Origin of the sequence: Paraburkholderia terrae, from assembly GCF_002902925.1 — a bacterium.
GTDB classification, from domain to species: Bacteria; Pseudomonadota; Gammaproteobacteria; order Burkholderiales; family Burkholderiaceae; genus Paraburkholderia; species Paraburkholderia terrae.
The window spans coordinates 1,933,449-1,949,299 of sequence record NZ_CP026112.1; the positions used below are offsets into that span (position 1 = coordinate 1,933,449).

The 15,851-nt window shown below is 63.8% G+C and carries 12 protein-coding genes and 1 pseudogene; 7 read left to right on the top strand and 6 right to left on the bottom strand.

Going from position 1 to position 15,851, the window contains the following annotated elements; genetic code table 11:
• Positions 1–3: 3 nt before the first annotated feature.
• A pseudogene (locus C2L65_RS24820) lies at positions 4–184 on the top strand (rhodanese-like domain-containing protein); the annotation flags it as partial.
• A 243-nt stretch (positions 185–427) separates the two neighbouring features.
• Entirely contained in the window at positions 428–2,497 is a 2,070-nt protein-coding gene (locus tag C2L65_RS24825) for a putative bifunctional diguanylate cyclase/phosphodiesterase (protein ID WP_042310756.1), read from the top strand.
• A gap of 21 nt (positions 2,498–2,518) precedes the next feature.
• Here C2L65_RS24825 and C2L65_RS24830 read toward each other — a convergent pair whose 3' ends face one another.
• The 4 genes from C2L65_RS24830 to dapA all read right to left on the bottom strand — a co-directional run bounded on the left by C2L65_RS24830 (position 2,519) and on the right by dapA (position 5,697).
• Positions 2,519–2,965 carry a bactofilin family protein gene (locus tag C2L65_RS24830; RefSeq protein WP_042310754.1) on the bottom strand — a complete coding sequence of 149 codons (447 nt, stop codon included), beginning with the start codon at positions 2,963–2,965 and terminating at the stop codon, positions 2,519–2,521.
• Positions 2,966–3,002: 37 nt separating this feature from the next.
• Positions 3,003–3,386 carry a hypothetical protein gene (locus C2L65_RS24835; RefSeq protein WP_042310752.1) on the bottom strand — a complete coding sequence of 128 codons (384 nt, stop codon included), beginning with the start codon at positions 3,384–3,386 and terminating at the stop codon, positions 3,003–3,005.
• On the bottom strand, positions 3,379–4,509 hold the full coding sequence (locus tag C2L65_RS24840; RefSeq protein ID WP_042310916.1) for a M23 family metallopeptidase: 1,131 nt from the start codon (positions 4,507–4,509) through the stop codon (positions 3,379–3,381). The genes C2L65_RS24835 and C2L65_RS24840 overlap by 8 nt, the downstream gene beginning before the upstream one ends.
• 324 nt (positions 4,510–4,833) lie before the next feature.
• Complete coding sequence (gene dapA / locus C2L65_RS24845; RefSeq protein WP_042310751.1) at positions 4,834–5,697, bottom strand: 4-hydroxy-tetrahydrodipicolinate synthase; 864 nt, start codon at positions 5,695–5,697, stop codon at positions 4,834–4,836.
• A gap of 404 nt (positions 5,698–6,101) precedes the next feature.
• On the opposite strand from dapA, the gene C2L65_RS24850 reads away from it, so the two are divergent.
• From C2L65_RS24850 to C2L65_RS24865, 4 genes are all read left to right on the top strand, one after another.
• Positions 6,102–7,394 (top strand): aspartate carbamoyltransferase, encoded by a 1,293-nt coding sequence (locus C2L65_RS24850; RefSeq protein ID WP_042310749.1) that lies wholly within the window; start codon positions 6,102–6,104, stop codon positions 7,392–7,394.
• Positions 7,395–7,802: 408 nt separating this feature from the next.
• A complete protein-coding gene (locus C2L65_RS24855) occupies positions 7,803–8,585 on the top strand; it encodes a (2Fe-2S)-binding protein (protein WP_042310913.1) in 783 nt (260 codons plus the stop codon).
• A gap of 13 nt (positions 8,586–8,598) precedes the next feature.
• Entirely contained in the window at positions 8,599–9,591 is a 993-nt protein-coding gene (locus C2L65_RS24860; protein ID WP_042310747.1) for an FAD binding domain-containing protein, read from the top strand.
• Positions 9,588–11,804 (top strand): xanthine dehydrogenase family protein molybdopterin-binding subunit, encoded by a 2,217-nt coding sequence (locus C2L65_RS24865; RefSeq protein ID WP_042310746.1) that lies wholly within the window; start codon positions 9,588–9,590, stop codon positions 11,802–11,804. Before C2L65_RS24860 ends, C2L65_RS24865 begins: the two co-directional genes overlap by 4 nt.
• Before the next feature lie 895 nt (positions 11,805–12,699).
• Here C2L65_RS24865 and C2L65_RS24870 read toward each other — a convergent pair.
• Both C2L65_RS24870 and C2L65_RS24875 read right to left on the bottom strand, forming a co-directional pair.
• The gene (locus C2L65_RS24870; protein ID WP_007745759.1) at positions 12,700–12,990 is read right to left on the bottom strand and encodes a DUF1488 family protein; all 291 of its coding nucleotides are present in this window, start codon (positions 12,988–12,990) and stop codon (positions 12,700–12,702) included.
• 310 nt (positions 12,991–13,300) lie between these two features.
• On the bottom strand, positions 13,301–13,657 hold the full coding sequence (locus C2L65_RS24875; protein WP_233446537.1) for a DUF2964 domain-containing protein: 357 nt from the start codon (positions 13,655–13,657) through the stop codon (positions 13,301–13,303).
• A gap of 215 nt (positions 13,658–13,872) precedes the next feature.
• On the opposite strand from C2L65_RS24875, the gene C2L65_RS24880 reads away from it, so the two are divergent.
• Positions 13,873–15,831, top strand: coding sequence for a sigma-54-dependent Fis family transcriptional regulator (locus tag C2L65_RS24880; protein WP_042317050.1), 1,959 nt, complete (start codon positions 13,873–13,875; stop codon positions 15,829–15,831).
• Positions 15,832–15,851: the final 20 nt, after the last annotated feature.

Below are 15,851 nucleotides of genomic sequence, written 5' to 3' on the forward strand. Positions count from 1 at the left end.
GAGCCCGACTTCGTACTGCCCGACGTGCGCAGCCCCGAGCTTTTCGCCCGCGGTCATATTCCCGGCGTACTCAATCTGCCGCATCGGAAAATCACCTGGTCTAAATTGCGCGAATATCCAGCCGATACCCTATTCGTGACATGTTGCGACGGGCTCGCATTGCAATGGCTCGACGAAGGCTTCACGCTGGAAACGCAGGCAGCAAGCGCCTGGTCAGAAATGGAACAGGAACCCTGATCTTTATCGGAATATTTTACCCGTCATTTTGCGCGGGCAATTTCATGCCTTTAAAAAGCTTCAAAAGCCGCTAAAGGGCTTTCAAAATGCTTCGCTAAATCTTCGAATAAAACTTTTAAAAAAGAGCTCAATGTTTTAGGCATGCTGCCGTTAACCAGTCGAGGGAACTTCCTCTTGCGACGGAACTGACATGCAGAGCACTTACCATCTGGGTCTGGTTGTCGTGTCGCTCGCCGTCGCAACACTGGCTTCATACACGGCGCTCGACCTGGCCGGACGTATTTCGACTATGGCATCCGCCCGCCTGCGCCATCTTTGGCTCGCGGGCGGCGCGGCAGCAATGGGCACGGGCATCTGGTCGATGCACTTTATCGGGATGCTGGCCTTCTCGCTGCCCATCCCGCTCGGCTACGACTTCGCGATCACCAGCTACTCGCTGATCATCGCGATGATCGTGTCGTACTTCGCGCTCGTCCAGGTAGCGCGCCCGACGCTCTCCGCCAGACGCCTCGTCACGGGCGGCCTGCTGATGGGCTTCGGCATCGCGGGCATGCACTACACCGGCATGGCTGCAATGCAGATGCAGCCCGGCATCCACTATCGTCCGGGTCTGTTCGCCGCGTCCGTCGCGATTGCGATCGCGGCGTCGATGGCTGCGCTGTGGATCGCGCACACGCTGCGCGATTCGAGACAGTATCGCGTGCTGATCAAGCGCATCGGCGCAGCCTGCGTGATGGGCGTCGCGATCACGGGCATGCACTACACGGGCATGGCCGCCGCCGACTTCCTGCCTGGCTCGATATGCGGCGCCGCGCGCGGCGTCAACGCGCAGTGGCTCGCGACGACGATCATCCTGTTCACGTTCGTGATTCTGATCGTCACGCTGATCCTGTCGCGCTTCGATGCACACACAACTTTCCTCGCCGGTTCGGTTTCGTCGCTGAACAACCAGATCGTGCGACTTGCCACCTACGACACGCTGACCGATCTGCCGAACCGCCGCACGCTGAACGAGCGCATCGAGCGCGCGATCCAGGCGTCGAAGCTGAGCAGCCGCGGCTTCGCGATCCTCTTCATGGACCTCGACGGCTTCAAGACGATCAACGATTCGCTCGGCCACGCGTTCGGCGACGAAGTGTTGAAATCGTTCGCACACCATCTGCGGCAATGCGTGCGCAACGTCGATACCGTCGCGCGGCTCGGTGGCGACGAGTTCGTCGTGCTGGCCGAAAACCTCGGCGCGCCTCGCGACGCGGAACGGATGGCCGAGGCCGTGCTCGAACGGATGCGCGAAGGGATCAGCACGCAAAGCCAGATGCTGCAGATCATGCCCAGCATCGGCATTTCACTGTATCCGCAGGACGGCCATTCCGTCGACGAGCTGCTGAAGCACGCCGACGCCGCAATGTACGAAGCAAAGCGTGGCGGCCGCAGCACGTATCGCTTCTTCGAAGCGCACATGAACGAAGCGGCGATGCGCACGCTGAAGATCCAGAGCGCGCTGCACGAGGCGCTCGGCAAGGGTTACTTCTCGCTGCACTTTCAGCCGAAGTTCCGCGGCGACAGCGGCGACGTGGCGGGCGCGGAAGCCTTGATCCGCCTGAATCACCCGGAAATCGGCGTGCTCGCGCCGATGGATTTCATCCCGATCGCCGAGCGCTCCGGGCAGATCGTGGAGATCGGCTATTGGGTCGTGCGCGAGACGTGCCGCCAGATTCGCCGCTGGGAAAGCGCCGGCCTGCCGTCGATGAAAATCGCGATCAACCTGTCTCCGCGCCAGATGGGGCAGCCGGATCTGGTCACGAAGATGCTGGAGATCGTCCACTCGGAAGGCGTGGTTTGCAGCCAGATCATGTTCGAGATCACCGAAACGGTCGCGATGCAGGACGCCGCCAAGACGACTGAAATGATCCGCGAGTTCCAGAACAGCGGCTTCGAAATTTCAATCGACGACTTCGGCACCGGCTATTCGAGCCTCGCCTATCTGCAACGCTTTCGCGTGAAGCAGCTGAAAATCGACCGCTTCTTCACGAGCGGACTCGATGCCGACGGCCACGAAGGCAGCGCGATCGTGCAGGCGATCATCGCGCTCGCGCATTCGCTGGAAATGGACGTGGTGGCGGAAGGCGTCGAAACGACATCGCAGCTCGACAAGCTCAAGAACCTGCAATGCGATGAAATGCAGGGCTTCCTGCTCGGCAAGCCGCTCACGGCCGACGCATTCAGCGAGTTGCTCCAGGAGCGCATGCCGACGACGTGAGGTGAGCCGCCGTCCAGGCCCTCACTGATCTACCGTCGACACATCGGCCTTTTGCAGCGGGAACGTCGCGGGCTCGATATGCGGGCTCGCGGGCGCAGGCGTCACATCGCGCCGCGTCAGCTTGCCATCCACCGACGCGCCCACATCCATCCGCAACTGCTGGTAGTAGATGTTGCCCGTGATGTGCGCGTTCTCCTGCAACTCGACGAAGTGATCGGCGATCACGTCGCCCGTGATCCTGCCGTTGATGATCACGTCGTAGCCGTACACGTTGCCGGTGATCGAGCCGCGATTGCTCAGCACCAGCAGCGTCTCGCACCCCGTCTTACCCGCGACGTTGCCTTTTATGTGGCCATCCATGCGCAGGCCGTCGCTGAATTCGATGTCGCCTGTGATGGTCACGTCGTGTGCAATGAGGGTCGCCAGTTTGTTCTGGGAGACGCCGGGTGACTTCTTCTTGCTGAACATAATCGATACCGGGATGAAGTTGAAAACGCGCCGCGCCTCAGCGGCGTGAACGGCTTTGGCCCTGCAGAAACAGCACTTGCGCCTGGAGCCGGCGCACTTCGACGGTGAGCGCTTCGGCGGATTTCTGCACGCTCGCGCGCGACGCCGCTTCCTGCTTCAGCGCGAGCTGCGCGCGTGCGAGCGCGTCTTGCAACTCGTCGTGCGCTGCGGGCGCAACGCACGACGGGCCCGCTGAAACATCGGGCTGCGCGTAGCCATGCATCGCCGCCGCGCCCGCCGCCATGCACGCGATGCAAACGAGCGCCCACACGCCGATGCGCACCGCGAGCGAACGCACGGGCTGCAATGCATACGTGCGCTGCGTGACGACGTGGCCGCGGACACGCCCGCGCCGCCTGCCCGGGCGAAGTAAATCAGCCATGAGACGGCCCCATGAAAAGTGCGAGATAGTCGGTTGGATCGACGGGCGCGCCGTTGACGAGCACTTCGAAGTGCAGATGCGGCCCCGTCGAGCGGCCCGTAGAGCCGACATCGGCAATATGCTGGCGCGGCAGCACGAGATCGCCCTCCTGCACGACGATCTTCGACGCATGCCCATAGCGCGTGATCAGGCCGTTGCCGTGGTCGATCTCGACGGCATTGCCGTAGCCGCCCTGCGGTCCCGCGTGAATCACGCGGCCGCCCGCTGCGGCGAGAATCGACGTGCCTGGCAGCGCGACGAGATCCACGCCCGGATGAAAGCTCAGGTGATGCGTGAACGGATCGACGCGATTGCCGAACGGCGAGCCGAAACGCGCGCCATCGACGGGCATGCGGCCCGGGAACGACTCCCAGTTCGCGACGTGCAGCGTCGCTTCCTGTTCGAGCGCCGACAGCGTCGTGACGAGGCAGGCGATCTGTTCGTGAATCGCGAGCGCGTCGCGCGCCGGGTGGCCGGTCAGTTCGTCGCAACGGCGCGGCGGCAGCGACGGGCCGCCTTCGCCGTTTTCCGCTGCGGTTTCGCTGGCTTTGTCGATTGGCTGTTCGGCGGGCTTCGGCGTCGACGGACCATCATGGTCGTCCGCGTCGTGCTTCGGAGCGACTCTGGCGCCGCCCTTCGCCGACGGCCTCGCCTTGTCCCTCTTCTGCTGCGCGCCGTCAGTCACGTCGTCGCCCGCGTCGTCGCCGAGTACGTCGCTCGCCGACAGCACGGGCGCCGCGAACACCGGGCGCGGCAAGGTCTTGATCGTCTTCAGACGCGTTTCGAAATCGTGCAGCGTCGCGACCTGCGAGGCGAGCTGCGTGAGGCGCGGCTCCATCTGCTCGATTGCCGCATTCAGCTTGCCGAGTTCAGTGATGGTGTAGTCGCGCGCGACGCGGTTGTCGCTGGCTTGCGCGGCCGCGTCGCGCTTCGGATGATCGCGGCCGATCACGATGCCCGCCGTCAACGCCAGCGCCGAACTGCCGCAGGCGACGAGCGCGGCGATGGTCAGCGCGGTGTGCCGCGTGACGAAGCGCACCGAGCCGTTCGTCAGACTCTTGCTGGTGCCCCAGATCAGCGACATCAGCAGCCGCCCTGCGTCCCAACCGTGACGATGCACCGGGACATGCATGCGAGAGACGAAGACGCGGCAAGTGTCGTTGTAAGCGCGGCGGACGGCGCGGTGTTGCGGTGAACCAGCATACGCAGGATGACGAATCGATCTCGTTGATGGGGAAAAACGGTGGCGCGAATTATCACGCCATCCGCCGGGTCCGCATCTCAAATTGGACGACATCGGATTCGTCGCATGTCCGCATGAGGTTCAGTGCGCTTTCGCCGTCGCACCAGACCGCGAGAGACTGCGCGCGGTCGACGCAGACGGAGATCGCAAACCGTCGAGCGAACGTCAGACGGCAAGCAGTTGCTGCAAACGCTCGCGCAATATTTCGCTTGCATGCGTCATCGGTGCGCGCAAGTCGCCTTCCATCAGACCCTGCACGGCGAGCGCCGCCTTCACAGGCGCGGGGTTCGACTCGGCCGTCAGCGCGCCGATCAACGGCACGAGCGAATGGAAAAGCGCGCGCCCTTCATCGAGACGCCCCGCCTTCAACGCGCGATCGAGCGCGACGAAACGCTCCGGCCACACATGCGCCGACGCCGCGATCGCGCCGCTGCCGCCCATGCAGAGCGTGTCGAAGATGCGGATGTCGTCGCCGGCGAGCACTTGCAGCCGGCCGTCGAGGATCAGTGCGTGCGTGGTATCGAGCGAGCCCGCGCAGTCCTTGATCGCCTGAATGCGCGGGTGCGCGGCGAGCGAGAGCAATGTCTCAAGCTCGATGCGCACGCCGGTGCGCGCGGGAATGTCGTACATCACGACGGGATGCTCGCTTGCGTCGGCGAGCATCGTGAAGTGCGCGGCGATGCCCGCTTGCGACGGACGCACATAGTACGGCGCCGAGATCAGCACGCCCGCGAGCGCCAACGCATTCAGGCGCAACACGCGCTCACGCACGCTGCGCGCGTTGTTGCCCGACACGCCGACGATCACCGGCAGCGCGCCGCCCGCCGCGTCGAGCGTGGTCGCGAGCACGGCTTCCTGCTCGCCGGGCTCGAGCGAAGACGGCTCGCCCGTCGTGCCGAGCGCGACCACGCCCGCGACGCCTGCGTCGGCGTAGAGCCTGATCAGGCAGCGCAACGCATCGTGATCGACGGCACCGTTTGCGGAAAACGGCGTGACAAGGGGAATCCAGATACCCGAAAAATTGAACATGACTTTCCTCAAACGCGACCGTACGGGAACCGTTCAGCGGCGAGGAAGCAGGATCGTAAGCGGGAGTTTCGAGGACCGTTGATCGAGGCTGTTCCGTCGCACATCTGACGGAACAGCAGCTCCGGTCAGATGAGCAACTGTTTTTTGGCTTTGGAAGCGGCGCGTGCGGGCGCGGCACGCAGAGGCGTACCCGTTTCCACACGATCACGAAGCAATGAGCCGTTTTCCATGTCCGGCAGTGTAACCGCAAAACTGCGCTTGCCGCCGCGAGCGTTTCGCCAGCACAGGCGAAATCAGCCGCCCGGACGAATGGATGCACGAAATTCCTTGACTTCCTAGCCCAGCGAATTAATATACGCACCGCGTATATCCACCCGATCTCCTGACGAAAAGAGAGGCAGCCCATGACCGTCCCGCAACAAGCATTTCTCCGTGACGCGATGCGGCGTCTGAATCTCACCCGTGACGGCTTCGCGACACGTATCGGCGTGTCGAAGCGTGCGCTCGACACATGGCTGCTGCCCGACGATTCGCAGGAATCGCGCGCGATGCCGGAAATCGTCGAGCGCTTCGTATCGGAAATCGTCGTCAACGGCGCACCCGCCGAAAAGCATACGCAGAGCGTAGATTCGCAGTCGCTGGCCAGCCAGATGCTGTTCGAAGGCAAGCCACAGCTGCTGTCCGTCGATCAGTTCTCGCGCGACGCCGTCGAAGCGCTGTTCCGCGTCGCCGACATCATGCAGCCCATCGCGCGCCGCCGGAAAATCTCGCGCGTGCTCGAAGGCGCGGTGCTCGGCAACCTGTTCTTCGAGGCCAGCACGCGTACCCGCGTCAGCTTCGGCGCGGCGTTTTGCCGCCTGGGCGGCTCGGTCTGCGACACGACGGGCTTCACGTTTTCGTCGATGGCCAAGGGCGAATCGATCTACGACACGAGCCGCGTGATGTCCGGCTACGTCGATGCCCTCGTGATCCGCCATCCGGATCAGGGCTCCGTGGCCGAATTCGCGCGCGCCACCAACATTCCCGTGATCAACGGCGGTGACGGCCCCGGCGAGCACCCGAGCCAGGCGCTGCTCGACCTGTACACGATCCAGCGCGAGTTCTCGCGTCTGGGCAAGATCGTCGACGGCGCGCATATCGCGATGGTTGGCGACCTGAAGTACGGGCGCACCGTGCATTCGCTCGTCAAGCTGCTTGCGCTGTATCGCGGCATCAAGTTCACGCTGATTTCGCCGCCCACGCTGGAAATGCCCGCGTATATCGTCGATCAGATTTCGCGCAACGGTCATGTGGTCGAGCAGACGCACGATCTCACCAACGGCCTGCGCGGCGCGGACGTCGTCTATGCGACGCGCATCCAGAAGGAGCGCTTCGCCGATGAGTCGTTCGAAGGCTATACGCCCGACTTCCAGATCAATCAGGCGCTCGTCGATACCGTGTGCGGTCAGGACACGCTGATCATGCACCCGTTGCCGCGCGACAGCCGCCCCGGCGCGAACGATTTGAGCACGGATCTGAACCACGATTCGCGCCTCGCGATCTTCCGCCAGACGGACAACGGCATTCCCGTGCGGATGGCGATCTTTGCGGTGCTACTCGGCGTCGAGAAACTGGTTCAACATTCGATGCGCGATGCCGCGTGGCGTCCGCCCGCTTATCTCGGCCCGGACGATGCGGTGTTTCATGGCATCGATTGATCGGCTCACAGGCTGAGTCACTGCTGTTTCATGTAAAACGCGCGTTGAGGTTCGACGCGCGTTTTGTTTTTGCAGCGCGCCTGAAGTCGCTCGGCGCATGGCACTGCCGCCATCCTCCCGCCATCTTCGCGCCATCTATCCGTCACGGCTGCGCCACGCCGGATGTGCCACGATCAACACTTGTTTTCAACGCTGCACGAACACGCCGCAATCTTTGCATTGCACCGCGCCGAGTGCAGCGTGAAGTCGTTTGAGAAGGCAGTTCGCCGCGTGTGCGGTCGTCTGTGATGTTCTGCACCGGCGGCATCGAAATTGCTCATTGACAAGGCTTGTCATGCACCGGGCGCCCGCTTCGGGTTCGATGCGGCGCAAGCTTGCATCGAACTTTCACGGAGCAAGCAGAACATCATGTCCCACCACAACGACTGTCAGGGTTCGTGCCCACAACACGATGCGCACACGACCCGCCAGGACGAGCATGACGTCTCGCCATCCAGCACTTCACGCCGCCGCTTCCTTCAATCTGCCGCCGCAGCGGCCGCAGTTACCACTGCTCCCTACACGCACGCGCAGACACAAACGCCGCCCGCGGCACAGCCCGTTGCACGCACAACGGTGCCGCCGCGCGCAGTGAAGCTCAACATCAACGGACGCGACTACACGTTGCAACTCGAGCCGCGCGTGACGCTGCTCGACGCGCTACGCGAATACGCCGGCCTCACGGGCACGAAGAAAGGCTGCGACCGCGGGCAATGCGGTGCCTGCACGGTGCTCGCCAACGGACGTCGCATCAACTCATGTCTCACGCTGGCCGTGATGCACGAAGGCGAAACGATCACAACGGTCGAAGGACTGGCGAGCAACGGCACGCTGAACCCGGTGCAACGCGCGTTCATCGAACAGGACGCGTTTCAGTGCGGCTACTGTACGCCGGGGCAAATCTGTTCGGCGACGGCTTTGCTCACGGAATTCGACGCCGGCACGGCCAGCACGGTCACAGCGGACGTCCGACGCCGTCCGCCGCAACTGACGGATGAAGAAATCCGCGAACGCATGAGCGGCAACATCTGCCGCTGCGGCGCGTACGTGAATATCGTCGCGGCCGTGCAGTCCGCGCATCGCGGCACGGTCGGCAGCGGCACCGACTACACCTACTCGACGTTCGTCATCAAGACGAGCGACGTCGCGTAACGAGGAGACCATCATGGATGCCATCTCCTACGAACGCGCCGCCGATATCACCAGTGCCGTGCGCGCCGCGCAGCAGCCGGGCACGATGTTCATCGGCGGCGGCACCAATCTGCTCGACCTGATGAAAGGCGGCGTGACACGGCCCGTCAGACTCGTCGACATCACGCGCATACAAGGGCTCGATAGCGTATCGACGCTGCCCGATGGCGGCCTGCGCATCGGCGCGCTCGTACGCAATAGCGACGCCGCGAATCATGCGCTGGTGCGCGAGCGCTATCCGCTGCTGTCGCAGACGCTGCTCGCGGGCGCATCGGCGCAACTGCGCAATATGGCGACCGTCGGCGGCAACCTGATGCAGCGCACGCGTTGCCCGTACTTCTACGACACCGCGTTCACCGCCTGCAACAAGCGCGAGCCTGGCAGCGGCTGCGCCGCGATCAACGGCCACAACCGCACGCATGCGATTCTCGGCGCGAGCACCCAATGTATCGCCGTGAATCCTTCCGATATGAGCGTCGCGCTCGCCGCACTCGATGCGAACGTGCGCGTGAGCGGCCCGCAAGGCGAGCGCGTGATTGCGTTCGGCGAGTTTCATCGTCTGCCGGGCGAACGCGCCGATCTCGACACCACGCTGCGTCTAGGAGAACTCATCACGTCCGTCGATCTGCCACCGCCCATCTTTAGCGAGCACGCGTATTACCTGAAGGTGCGCGACCGCGCGAGCTATGCGTTCGCGCTGGTGTCCGTCGCGGCCGCGCTGCGGATGGACGGCAACACCGTGCGCAGCGCACGTATCGCGTTGGGCGGCGTCGCGCACAAGCCGTGGCGCGCGACGGCGGCCGAGCAGATGATCGCGGGCAAGCCGCTCGATAACGCCACATTGAAAAACGCCGCCGCCGCGGCACTGAACGACGCGAAGCCGCTGCACGACAACGCGTTCAAGGTGCGGCTCGCGCAGAACGCGATCGTGCGCGCGGTGAACCAGGCAGCGGGAGGTGTCGCATGAATACGATGATCGGACATCCGCTCGATCGCACGGATGGCTTGCTGAAGGTGACGGGCGAAGCGCGCTACGCGGCCGAGTTTCCCGAAGCGCGTCTGGCGCATGGCGTGCTCGTGACGAGCACGATTGCAAAAGGCGCGATCGCGTCGATCGACTCGAGCCGCTCGTCGGCGTTGCCCGGCGTGCTGCTCGTGATGACGTACCAGAACGCGCCGCGCCTGCCCAACGGCGGACGGCCCGCGCTCGCGCCGCCAGCGGGCCGGCATCTGTCGCTGTTGCAGGACAACCAGATCCATTACAGCAACGAGCCGATCGCAGTGGTGGTCGCGGATACGCTCGAACATGCAACCGATGCCGCGCGCCAGTTGCGCGTTACCTATGCAGCGCAACCGGCGGCGCTCGATTTCACGCAGGCCAAGTCCAGCGCGCATGCGCCCGACAAGCCGCAAGGCCGGCAGACCGACACCTCGCGCGGCGATTACGACGCGGGGCTGGCGGCGGGCGTGGTGCGCGTCGACGCCGTCTACACGACGCCGATGGAGCATCACAACCCGATGGAGCCGCACGCGACGATGGCCGTGTGGGACGGCCCGCACCTGACGCTCTACGATTCGACGCAAGGCGTGACGGGCACGCGCACCTCCGTCGCGAAGACGCTTGGCATGTCGCCCGACGACGTGCGCGTGATCTCGCCTTTCGTCGGCGGCGGCTTTGGCTGCAAGGGCTCGGCGTGGTCGCATGTGGTGCTGTGCGCGATGGCCGCGAAGCAGACGGGGCGGCCCGTGCGTCTCGCGCTGGAGCGTCCGCAGATGTTCGGCTCTGTCGGCGGGCGGCCCTTCACCGAGCAGCGCATGGTGATCGCCGCGAAGCGCGACGGCACGTTGACCGCGATGCGGCATGACAGCTTCTCGAACACATCGATGATCGAGGACTGGACGGAGACCTGCTGCATGGTCTCGCGGATGATGTACGCAGTGCCGAACCAGGTGACGACGCATCGACTCGTGCAACTGAACGTCGGCACGCCGACCTTCATGCGCGCGCCGGGCGAAACGACGGGTTCTTGGGCGCTCGAAACAGCGATGGACGAACTGTCGTATCAGTTGAAGATGGACCCCATTGCACTGCGCCTGAAGAACTACGCGGAGAACGACCCGCAGGAAAACAAGCCGTGGTCGAGCAAGGCCTTGCGCCAGTGCTATAGCGTCGGCGCGGAACGCTTTGGGTGGTCGCGCCGCAAGCCGGAGCCGCGTTCGATGCGAGACGGCAATACGCTGATCGGACTCGGGATGGGAACGGCGACGTATCCCGCCAATCGCAGCGAAGCGGCGGCGCTTGCGCGCATTCTGCCGGACGGCACGGCGATGGTAGTTTCCGGCACGCAGGATCTCGGCACGGGCACGTACACAGTGATGACACAAGTCGCGTCGGATGCGCTCGGCATTGCGCCGGAGAATATCCGCTTTGGGCTCGGTGATTCGTCACTGCCGAAGGCGCCTGTGTCGGGCGGCTCGCAGTCGGTCGCGAGCGTGTCGCCGGCTGTGCGCGACGCGTGCGATCAGGCGCGTGGCAAGCTGGTGGCGATGGCGCTGGCCGATCGTGGTTCGCCCGTGTTCGGTGTGTCGCCGGATGATGTTGTCGTGCAAAACGGTTGGGTCACGAGCCGTGCCGATCCTTCAAGGCGCGATCCGATCGCGGCGGTGCTTGCGCGCGCGGGCGGGCAGCCGATCGAAGCGACGACCAGCACGAAACCCGGCGACGAGAAGCAGCGTTACTCGTTTCATTCCTGGGGCGCGGTGTTCGCCGAAGTCCATGTCGATGCCGATCTTGGGTCGATTCGTGTGGCCAGGCTCACCGGCGTTTATAACGTTGGGCGGATGCTCAATGTGAAGACTGCGCGCAGTCAATTGATGGGGGGGCTTGTTTGGGGGATCGGTGCTGCGCTCGAAGAGGCGACGACGCTCGATAAGCAGTATGGGCGGTTTATTAACGCCAATCTCGCTGAGTATCACGTGCCCGTGAATGCGGATGTTGGGGCGCTCGATGTTGTGGTGCTCGATGAGCCTGATCCTTTTATTAATTCGCTTGGGTCTCGGGGGATTGGGGAAATTGGTATCACTGGCGTGGTGGCGGCTATTGGGAATGCTGTTTATCACGCCACCGGCGTGAGGGTTAGGGATTTGCCTGTTACTTTGGATAAGGTTGTTATGGTTTGAGTTTTTTTCCGCTGCGCGGGGCGAGGGGCTCGGCGGTTTGACTTCGTGGCGGGGGCGGTTTGGTTTGCTCGTGTTTGAGCTAGCATCCGCGATTTGTTATCTAGCTTCACGCGTCGCCCCTGTGCGGGGCGGCACCTACTTTTCTTTGCCGCCGCAAAGAAAAGTAGGCAAAAGAAAGCGGCTCACACCGCCAGTTCTTGTGTTTGCCTGAGGGCCCCCACAGGGTCTTACGCTTCACACGACAGCCTTTCTGTTCGCGTTCGTCGCCAACGCTTCGAATGAGCGCCTCACCCGCTTCAAATACCCGTACACGTGCTAGCGGCGGCGAATGGTAAGTGCCGCCCAGGTGGCAAACTGTGTGTAGGTTGTCGCGTCGTATAGCTTGGCGCTCTTACAGGGTGGAACGCATGCGCTATCGGTCCGAAGTGAGGCGTGTGAGGGTGCTACGGCCTACACACAGTTTGCCACCTGGGCGGCCGTGGACTGTCTGGCATTGCATGATGAAGCGCGGGTGCATGAAGCGGGTGAGGCGCACCGCAAGGGCGCTGGCAACGAACATGGGTCACGTGATTGCCGTGTGAAGCGTAAGACCCTTTGGGGGCCCTCAGGCAAGTACAAGAGTTGGCGGTGTGAGCCGCTTTCTTTTGCCTACTTTTCTTTGCGGCGGCAAAGAAAAGTAGGTGCCGCCCCGCACAGGGGCGACGCTTGAAGCTAGATAACAAATCGCGGATGCCAGCGAAAACCCATAAAAACCAAACCGCCCGCGCCACGAAGGCAAATCGCGGATGCCAGCGCAAAAGCAAAAAAAACAAACCGCGCGCGCCGCGAAGGCGCAACGCGGATGCCAGCGAAATGGCAAGCACTCAGCGGCAAACACTAGCGCCGCCAAGGCGCCCTAATTCCGCCAATTAGCCTCATAAAACCTGACATACCCACTGCGCAGCACAACACATTGAGCCCGCGTCTCAGACAACAACCGCCGCGTAGCGGCCTCAATCCTCTCGCGATGCGTCGAAAACGCACCCATCATATCTTCGAGCCGCGGCGACGCGGCCCCAAAGTGATCTTCGAGAGCCTCGGCGGTGATCGTGCATTCCACCCTTTGCCCATCGACCATAGCCGGAAACGCCAGAGTCAGCTCGCGCCCCGAGTACTCAGGGACTTCTTTCGGGAAAATGATCTGCATGGGAACACCTTGGTCGAACGACACACCGCCGAGGACCGCGCGTGCCCCTGTTCAAGCCTCCGTTATGGATCGCAGCGCGGGCTGTCAACCGCGAACACACGCCTTTACCGCGCGCGCCGGCAGTTGATCTCAACACTGTAGACGACTTCCGGCGCGCCGCAAGTTTTGTTTCGCCACATGCCAGCATGGTGCCGCCATGCACTGCCAAACGGCACCAAACCCAAACAAAAAGGCGTCATCAACCCCGAACAATCGCCCGCGCAACAACCCTCAAAAATGCGGCAGCGCAGCGAAACACCACGTCCAAAACCTAAAACTGAGTCGGCAGATGCGGATGATGTTCGTGCGGTCCGACATCGTCGGCGGGATGCTGGGGCGGCGTCTTGCCGGGAAGATCCCGGGGCCACAGCGTCAGCATCGTCACGCATCCCACGATGCCGATCACAATCGCGATCACGCCCGTCCAGATCTCGTCATTCAGGTAGTACAGCGAACCGTGGATCGACAGTCCAATGCCGCCCAGTGCGATGAAGATCGCAAGCGTGGCGAGGACGACTCTCAACTCCATGCGCACCATGACGTTCTCCTCGAAATGGCGCTGTCCGGGACCAACAAACGTGGTCCCAGTGTCGGCACGCGGCGCGAACGCATGCCTGTCTACGATCATTGCACTTCTGTACCAGAAGGCAAGCGGAACACGCGCCGCGCGTCCTCCTGTAAGATGGACCGGCATGAGTCGGCACAGACCGACGGCCTCCCCGGCTGGCGCAGCCTGACTGCGCAGCTTTCATCAGGCATGCGGTGCTGCAGTGCAAAAGCGACCACTCGCTCGATTCGTCTGCACGAAGCAGCACGCAGAATGCACAACATCGGAGACATGCAGTGACCCAACGTTCCGTCACGCCGTCCGTCACGGGCCGCGCCGATGTGCTCGCGCAGGCGCATGCGCGCTCGCGCGATTTCGGCCTGCGCGCGTCCGAGGCGCCCGACTTTCATCCGCTGCGTCCACTCGCCTTGCGCGATCTCGTCGACTGCAACCGCTCGCTGTATGCGCACGCCTTGCCCGTGATGGAAACGCTGCATGCGCAAATCGTCGATACCGACAGCATGGTGCTGCTCACCGACAGCAACGGCGTGATCCTGCACAGTCTCGGCGACAGCGATTTCGTCGAGAAAGCGGAGCGCGTCGCGCTGTGTCCGGGCGTGTCGTGGTCCGAGGCGCATCGCGGCACGAATGCCGTCGGCACCGCGCTCGCCGAAGGCCAGCCAACCGTCGTGCATGGCGGCGAGCATTTTCTGCAGGCCAATCGCATCCTGACCTGCTCGTGCGCACCGATCGCCGATCCGTACGGCCGCACCATCGGCGCACTCGACGTGAGCGGCGACCCGCGCGGCTTTCACAAGCACACACTGGCGCTCGTGCGCATGTCGGCGCAGATCATCGAAAACCAGCTGTTCGCGAACCAGTTCGGCGATGCCGTGCGCGTACGCTTCCATGCGCGCAGCGAGTTCATCGGCACGCTGTTCGAAGGGCTCGCCGCGTTCGGCGCCGATGGCGCGCTGCTCGCCGCGAACCGCAGCGCGCTGTTCCAGTTCGGCCGCCCGCTCGACACGCTGCTCGGCCAGCCCTTCGAGATGCTGTTCGGCACGGCATTTCCCGCCGCGCTCCAGAAAGCGCTGCGCGCGCCCGGTGAATGCCTGACGCTGATGCTGCCGAGCGGCGTGCGCGTGCTCGCGCGCGCCGAATACGCGGCGCGCCCCGCGTTTTCCGCAGATTCAGGCGGCCCACGCACGGTCACGCCGTCGTCGTCCGTTGCGCCGACGTCGGGCAAGCCGCGCGCTGCCGCCATCACCTTCGCCACGCTCGACACGGGCGACGCGCGCATGGCCGCCGTCCTCGATCGCGTCGAGAAAGTACGCGGCCGCGACATTGCGCTGCTCGTGCTCGGCAAGACGGGCACCGGAAAGGAATGGCTCGCGCGCGCCATGCACGAAGAATCGCCGCGCCGCGACGCGCCGTTCGTCGCCGTCAATTGCGCATCGCTACCCGATACGCTGATCGAAGCGGAACTGTTCGGCTATGAGGACGGCGCTTTTACGGGCGCGCGAAAGCGCGGCAACGTCGGCAAGATCGTGCAGGCCGACGGCGGCACGCTCTTTCTCGACGAAATCGGCGACATGCCGCTCGCTCAGCAGGTGCGTCTGATGCGCGTGCTGCAGGAACGCTGCGTCGTGCCGCTCGGCGGCACACGCGCGGTGCCCGTCGATGTGCGCGTCGTCTGCGCGACGCACCGCAACCTGCGCGCGATGATCGAAGAAGGCACGTTCCGCGAAGACCTCTATTACCGTATCAACGGCCTCGTCGTCACGCTGCCCGCGCTCGCCGAGCGCACCGATCTGTCCGTGCTGGTCGAGCGAATTCTGACGCGGCTGCGCAGCGACGAGCCCGACAGCGAGCGGATGCCCACGCGCGTGTCGCAGGACGTGCTCGAATATTTCACGCGATGCCGCTGGCCGGGCAATCTGCGCCAACTGGCAAACGTGCTGCGCACGGCGGGCATCATGGCCGAAGGCGCGGCCGAAATCGATGTCGAGCATCTGCCCGACGATTTCCTGCACGACTGCGAGCCAGCAAGCGACGAGCCGTTGCGTGCGCTACCTGCCGTCGAGTCGTCCGCGCCGTCCGCACCGTCGCGGCCCGCGCGAATGGAAGAGTTGCAGGCGACGCTGATCGAGCAGACGCTCGCGCGCAACAACGGCAACATCTCGGCGGCCGCGCGTGAGCTTGGTCTCGCGCGCAACACGGTCTACCGCTACATGCGCATCCGCACGACCCACTGAACGCCCCTTCCGCTCCCCTG

What these genes read in the sequence shown, in the direction of transcription:
- C2L65_RS24825 (WP_042310756.1), top strand. Translation starts at nt 428, where the DNA reads ATGCAGAGCACTTACCATCTGGGTCTGGTTGTCGTGTCGCTCGCCGTC.
- C2L65_RS24830 (WP_042310754.1), bottom strand. Translation starts at nt 2,965, where the DNA reads ATGTTCAGCAAGAAGAAGTCACCCGGCGTCTCCCAGAACAAACTGGCG.
- C2L65_RS24835 (WP_042310752.1), bottom strand. Translation starts at nt 3,386, where the DNA reads ATGGCTGATTTACTTCGCCCGGGCAGGCGGCGCGGGCGTGTCCGCGGC.
- C2L65_RS24840 (WP_042310916.1), bottom strand. Translation starts at nt 4,509, where the DNA reads ATGTCGCTGATCTGGGGCACCAGCAAGAGTCTGACGAACGGCTCGGTG.
- dapA (WP_042310751.1), bottom strand. Translation starts at nt 5,697, where the DNA reads ATGTTCAATTTTTCGGGTATCTGGATTCCCCTTGTCACGCCGTTTTCC.
- C2L65_RS24850 (WP_042310749.1), top strand. Translation starts at nt 6,102, where the DNA reads ATGACCGTCCCGCAACAAGCATTTCTCCGTGACGCGATGCGGCGTCTG.
- C2L65_RS24855 (WP_042310913.1), top strand. Translation starts at nt 7,803, where the DNA reads ATGTCCCACCACAACGACTGTCAGGGTTCGTGCCCACAACACGATGCG.
- C2L65_RS24860 (WP_042310747.1), top strand. Translation starts at nt 8,599, where the DNA reads ATGGATGCCATCTCCTACGAACGCGCCGCCGATATCACCAGTGCCGTG.
- C2L65_RS24865 (WP_042310746.1), top strand. Translation starts at nt 9,588, where the DNA reads ATGAATACGATGATCGGACATCCGCTCGATCGCACGGATGGCTTGCTG.
- C2L65_RS24870 (WP_007745759.1), bottom strand. Translation starts at nt 12,990, where the DNA reads ATGCAGATCATTTTCCCGAAAGAAGTCCCTGAGTACTCGGGGCGCGAG.
- C2L65_RS24875 (WP_233446537.1), bottom strand. Translation starts at nt 13,657, where the DNA reads ATGATCGTAGACAGGCATGCGTTCGCGCCGCGTGCCGACACTGGGACC.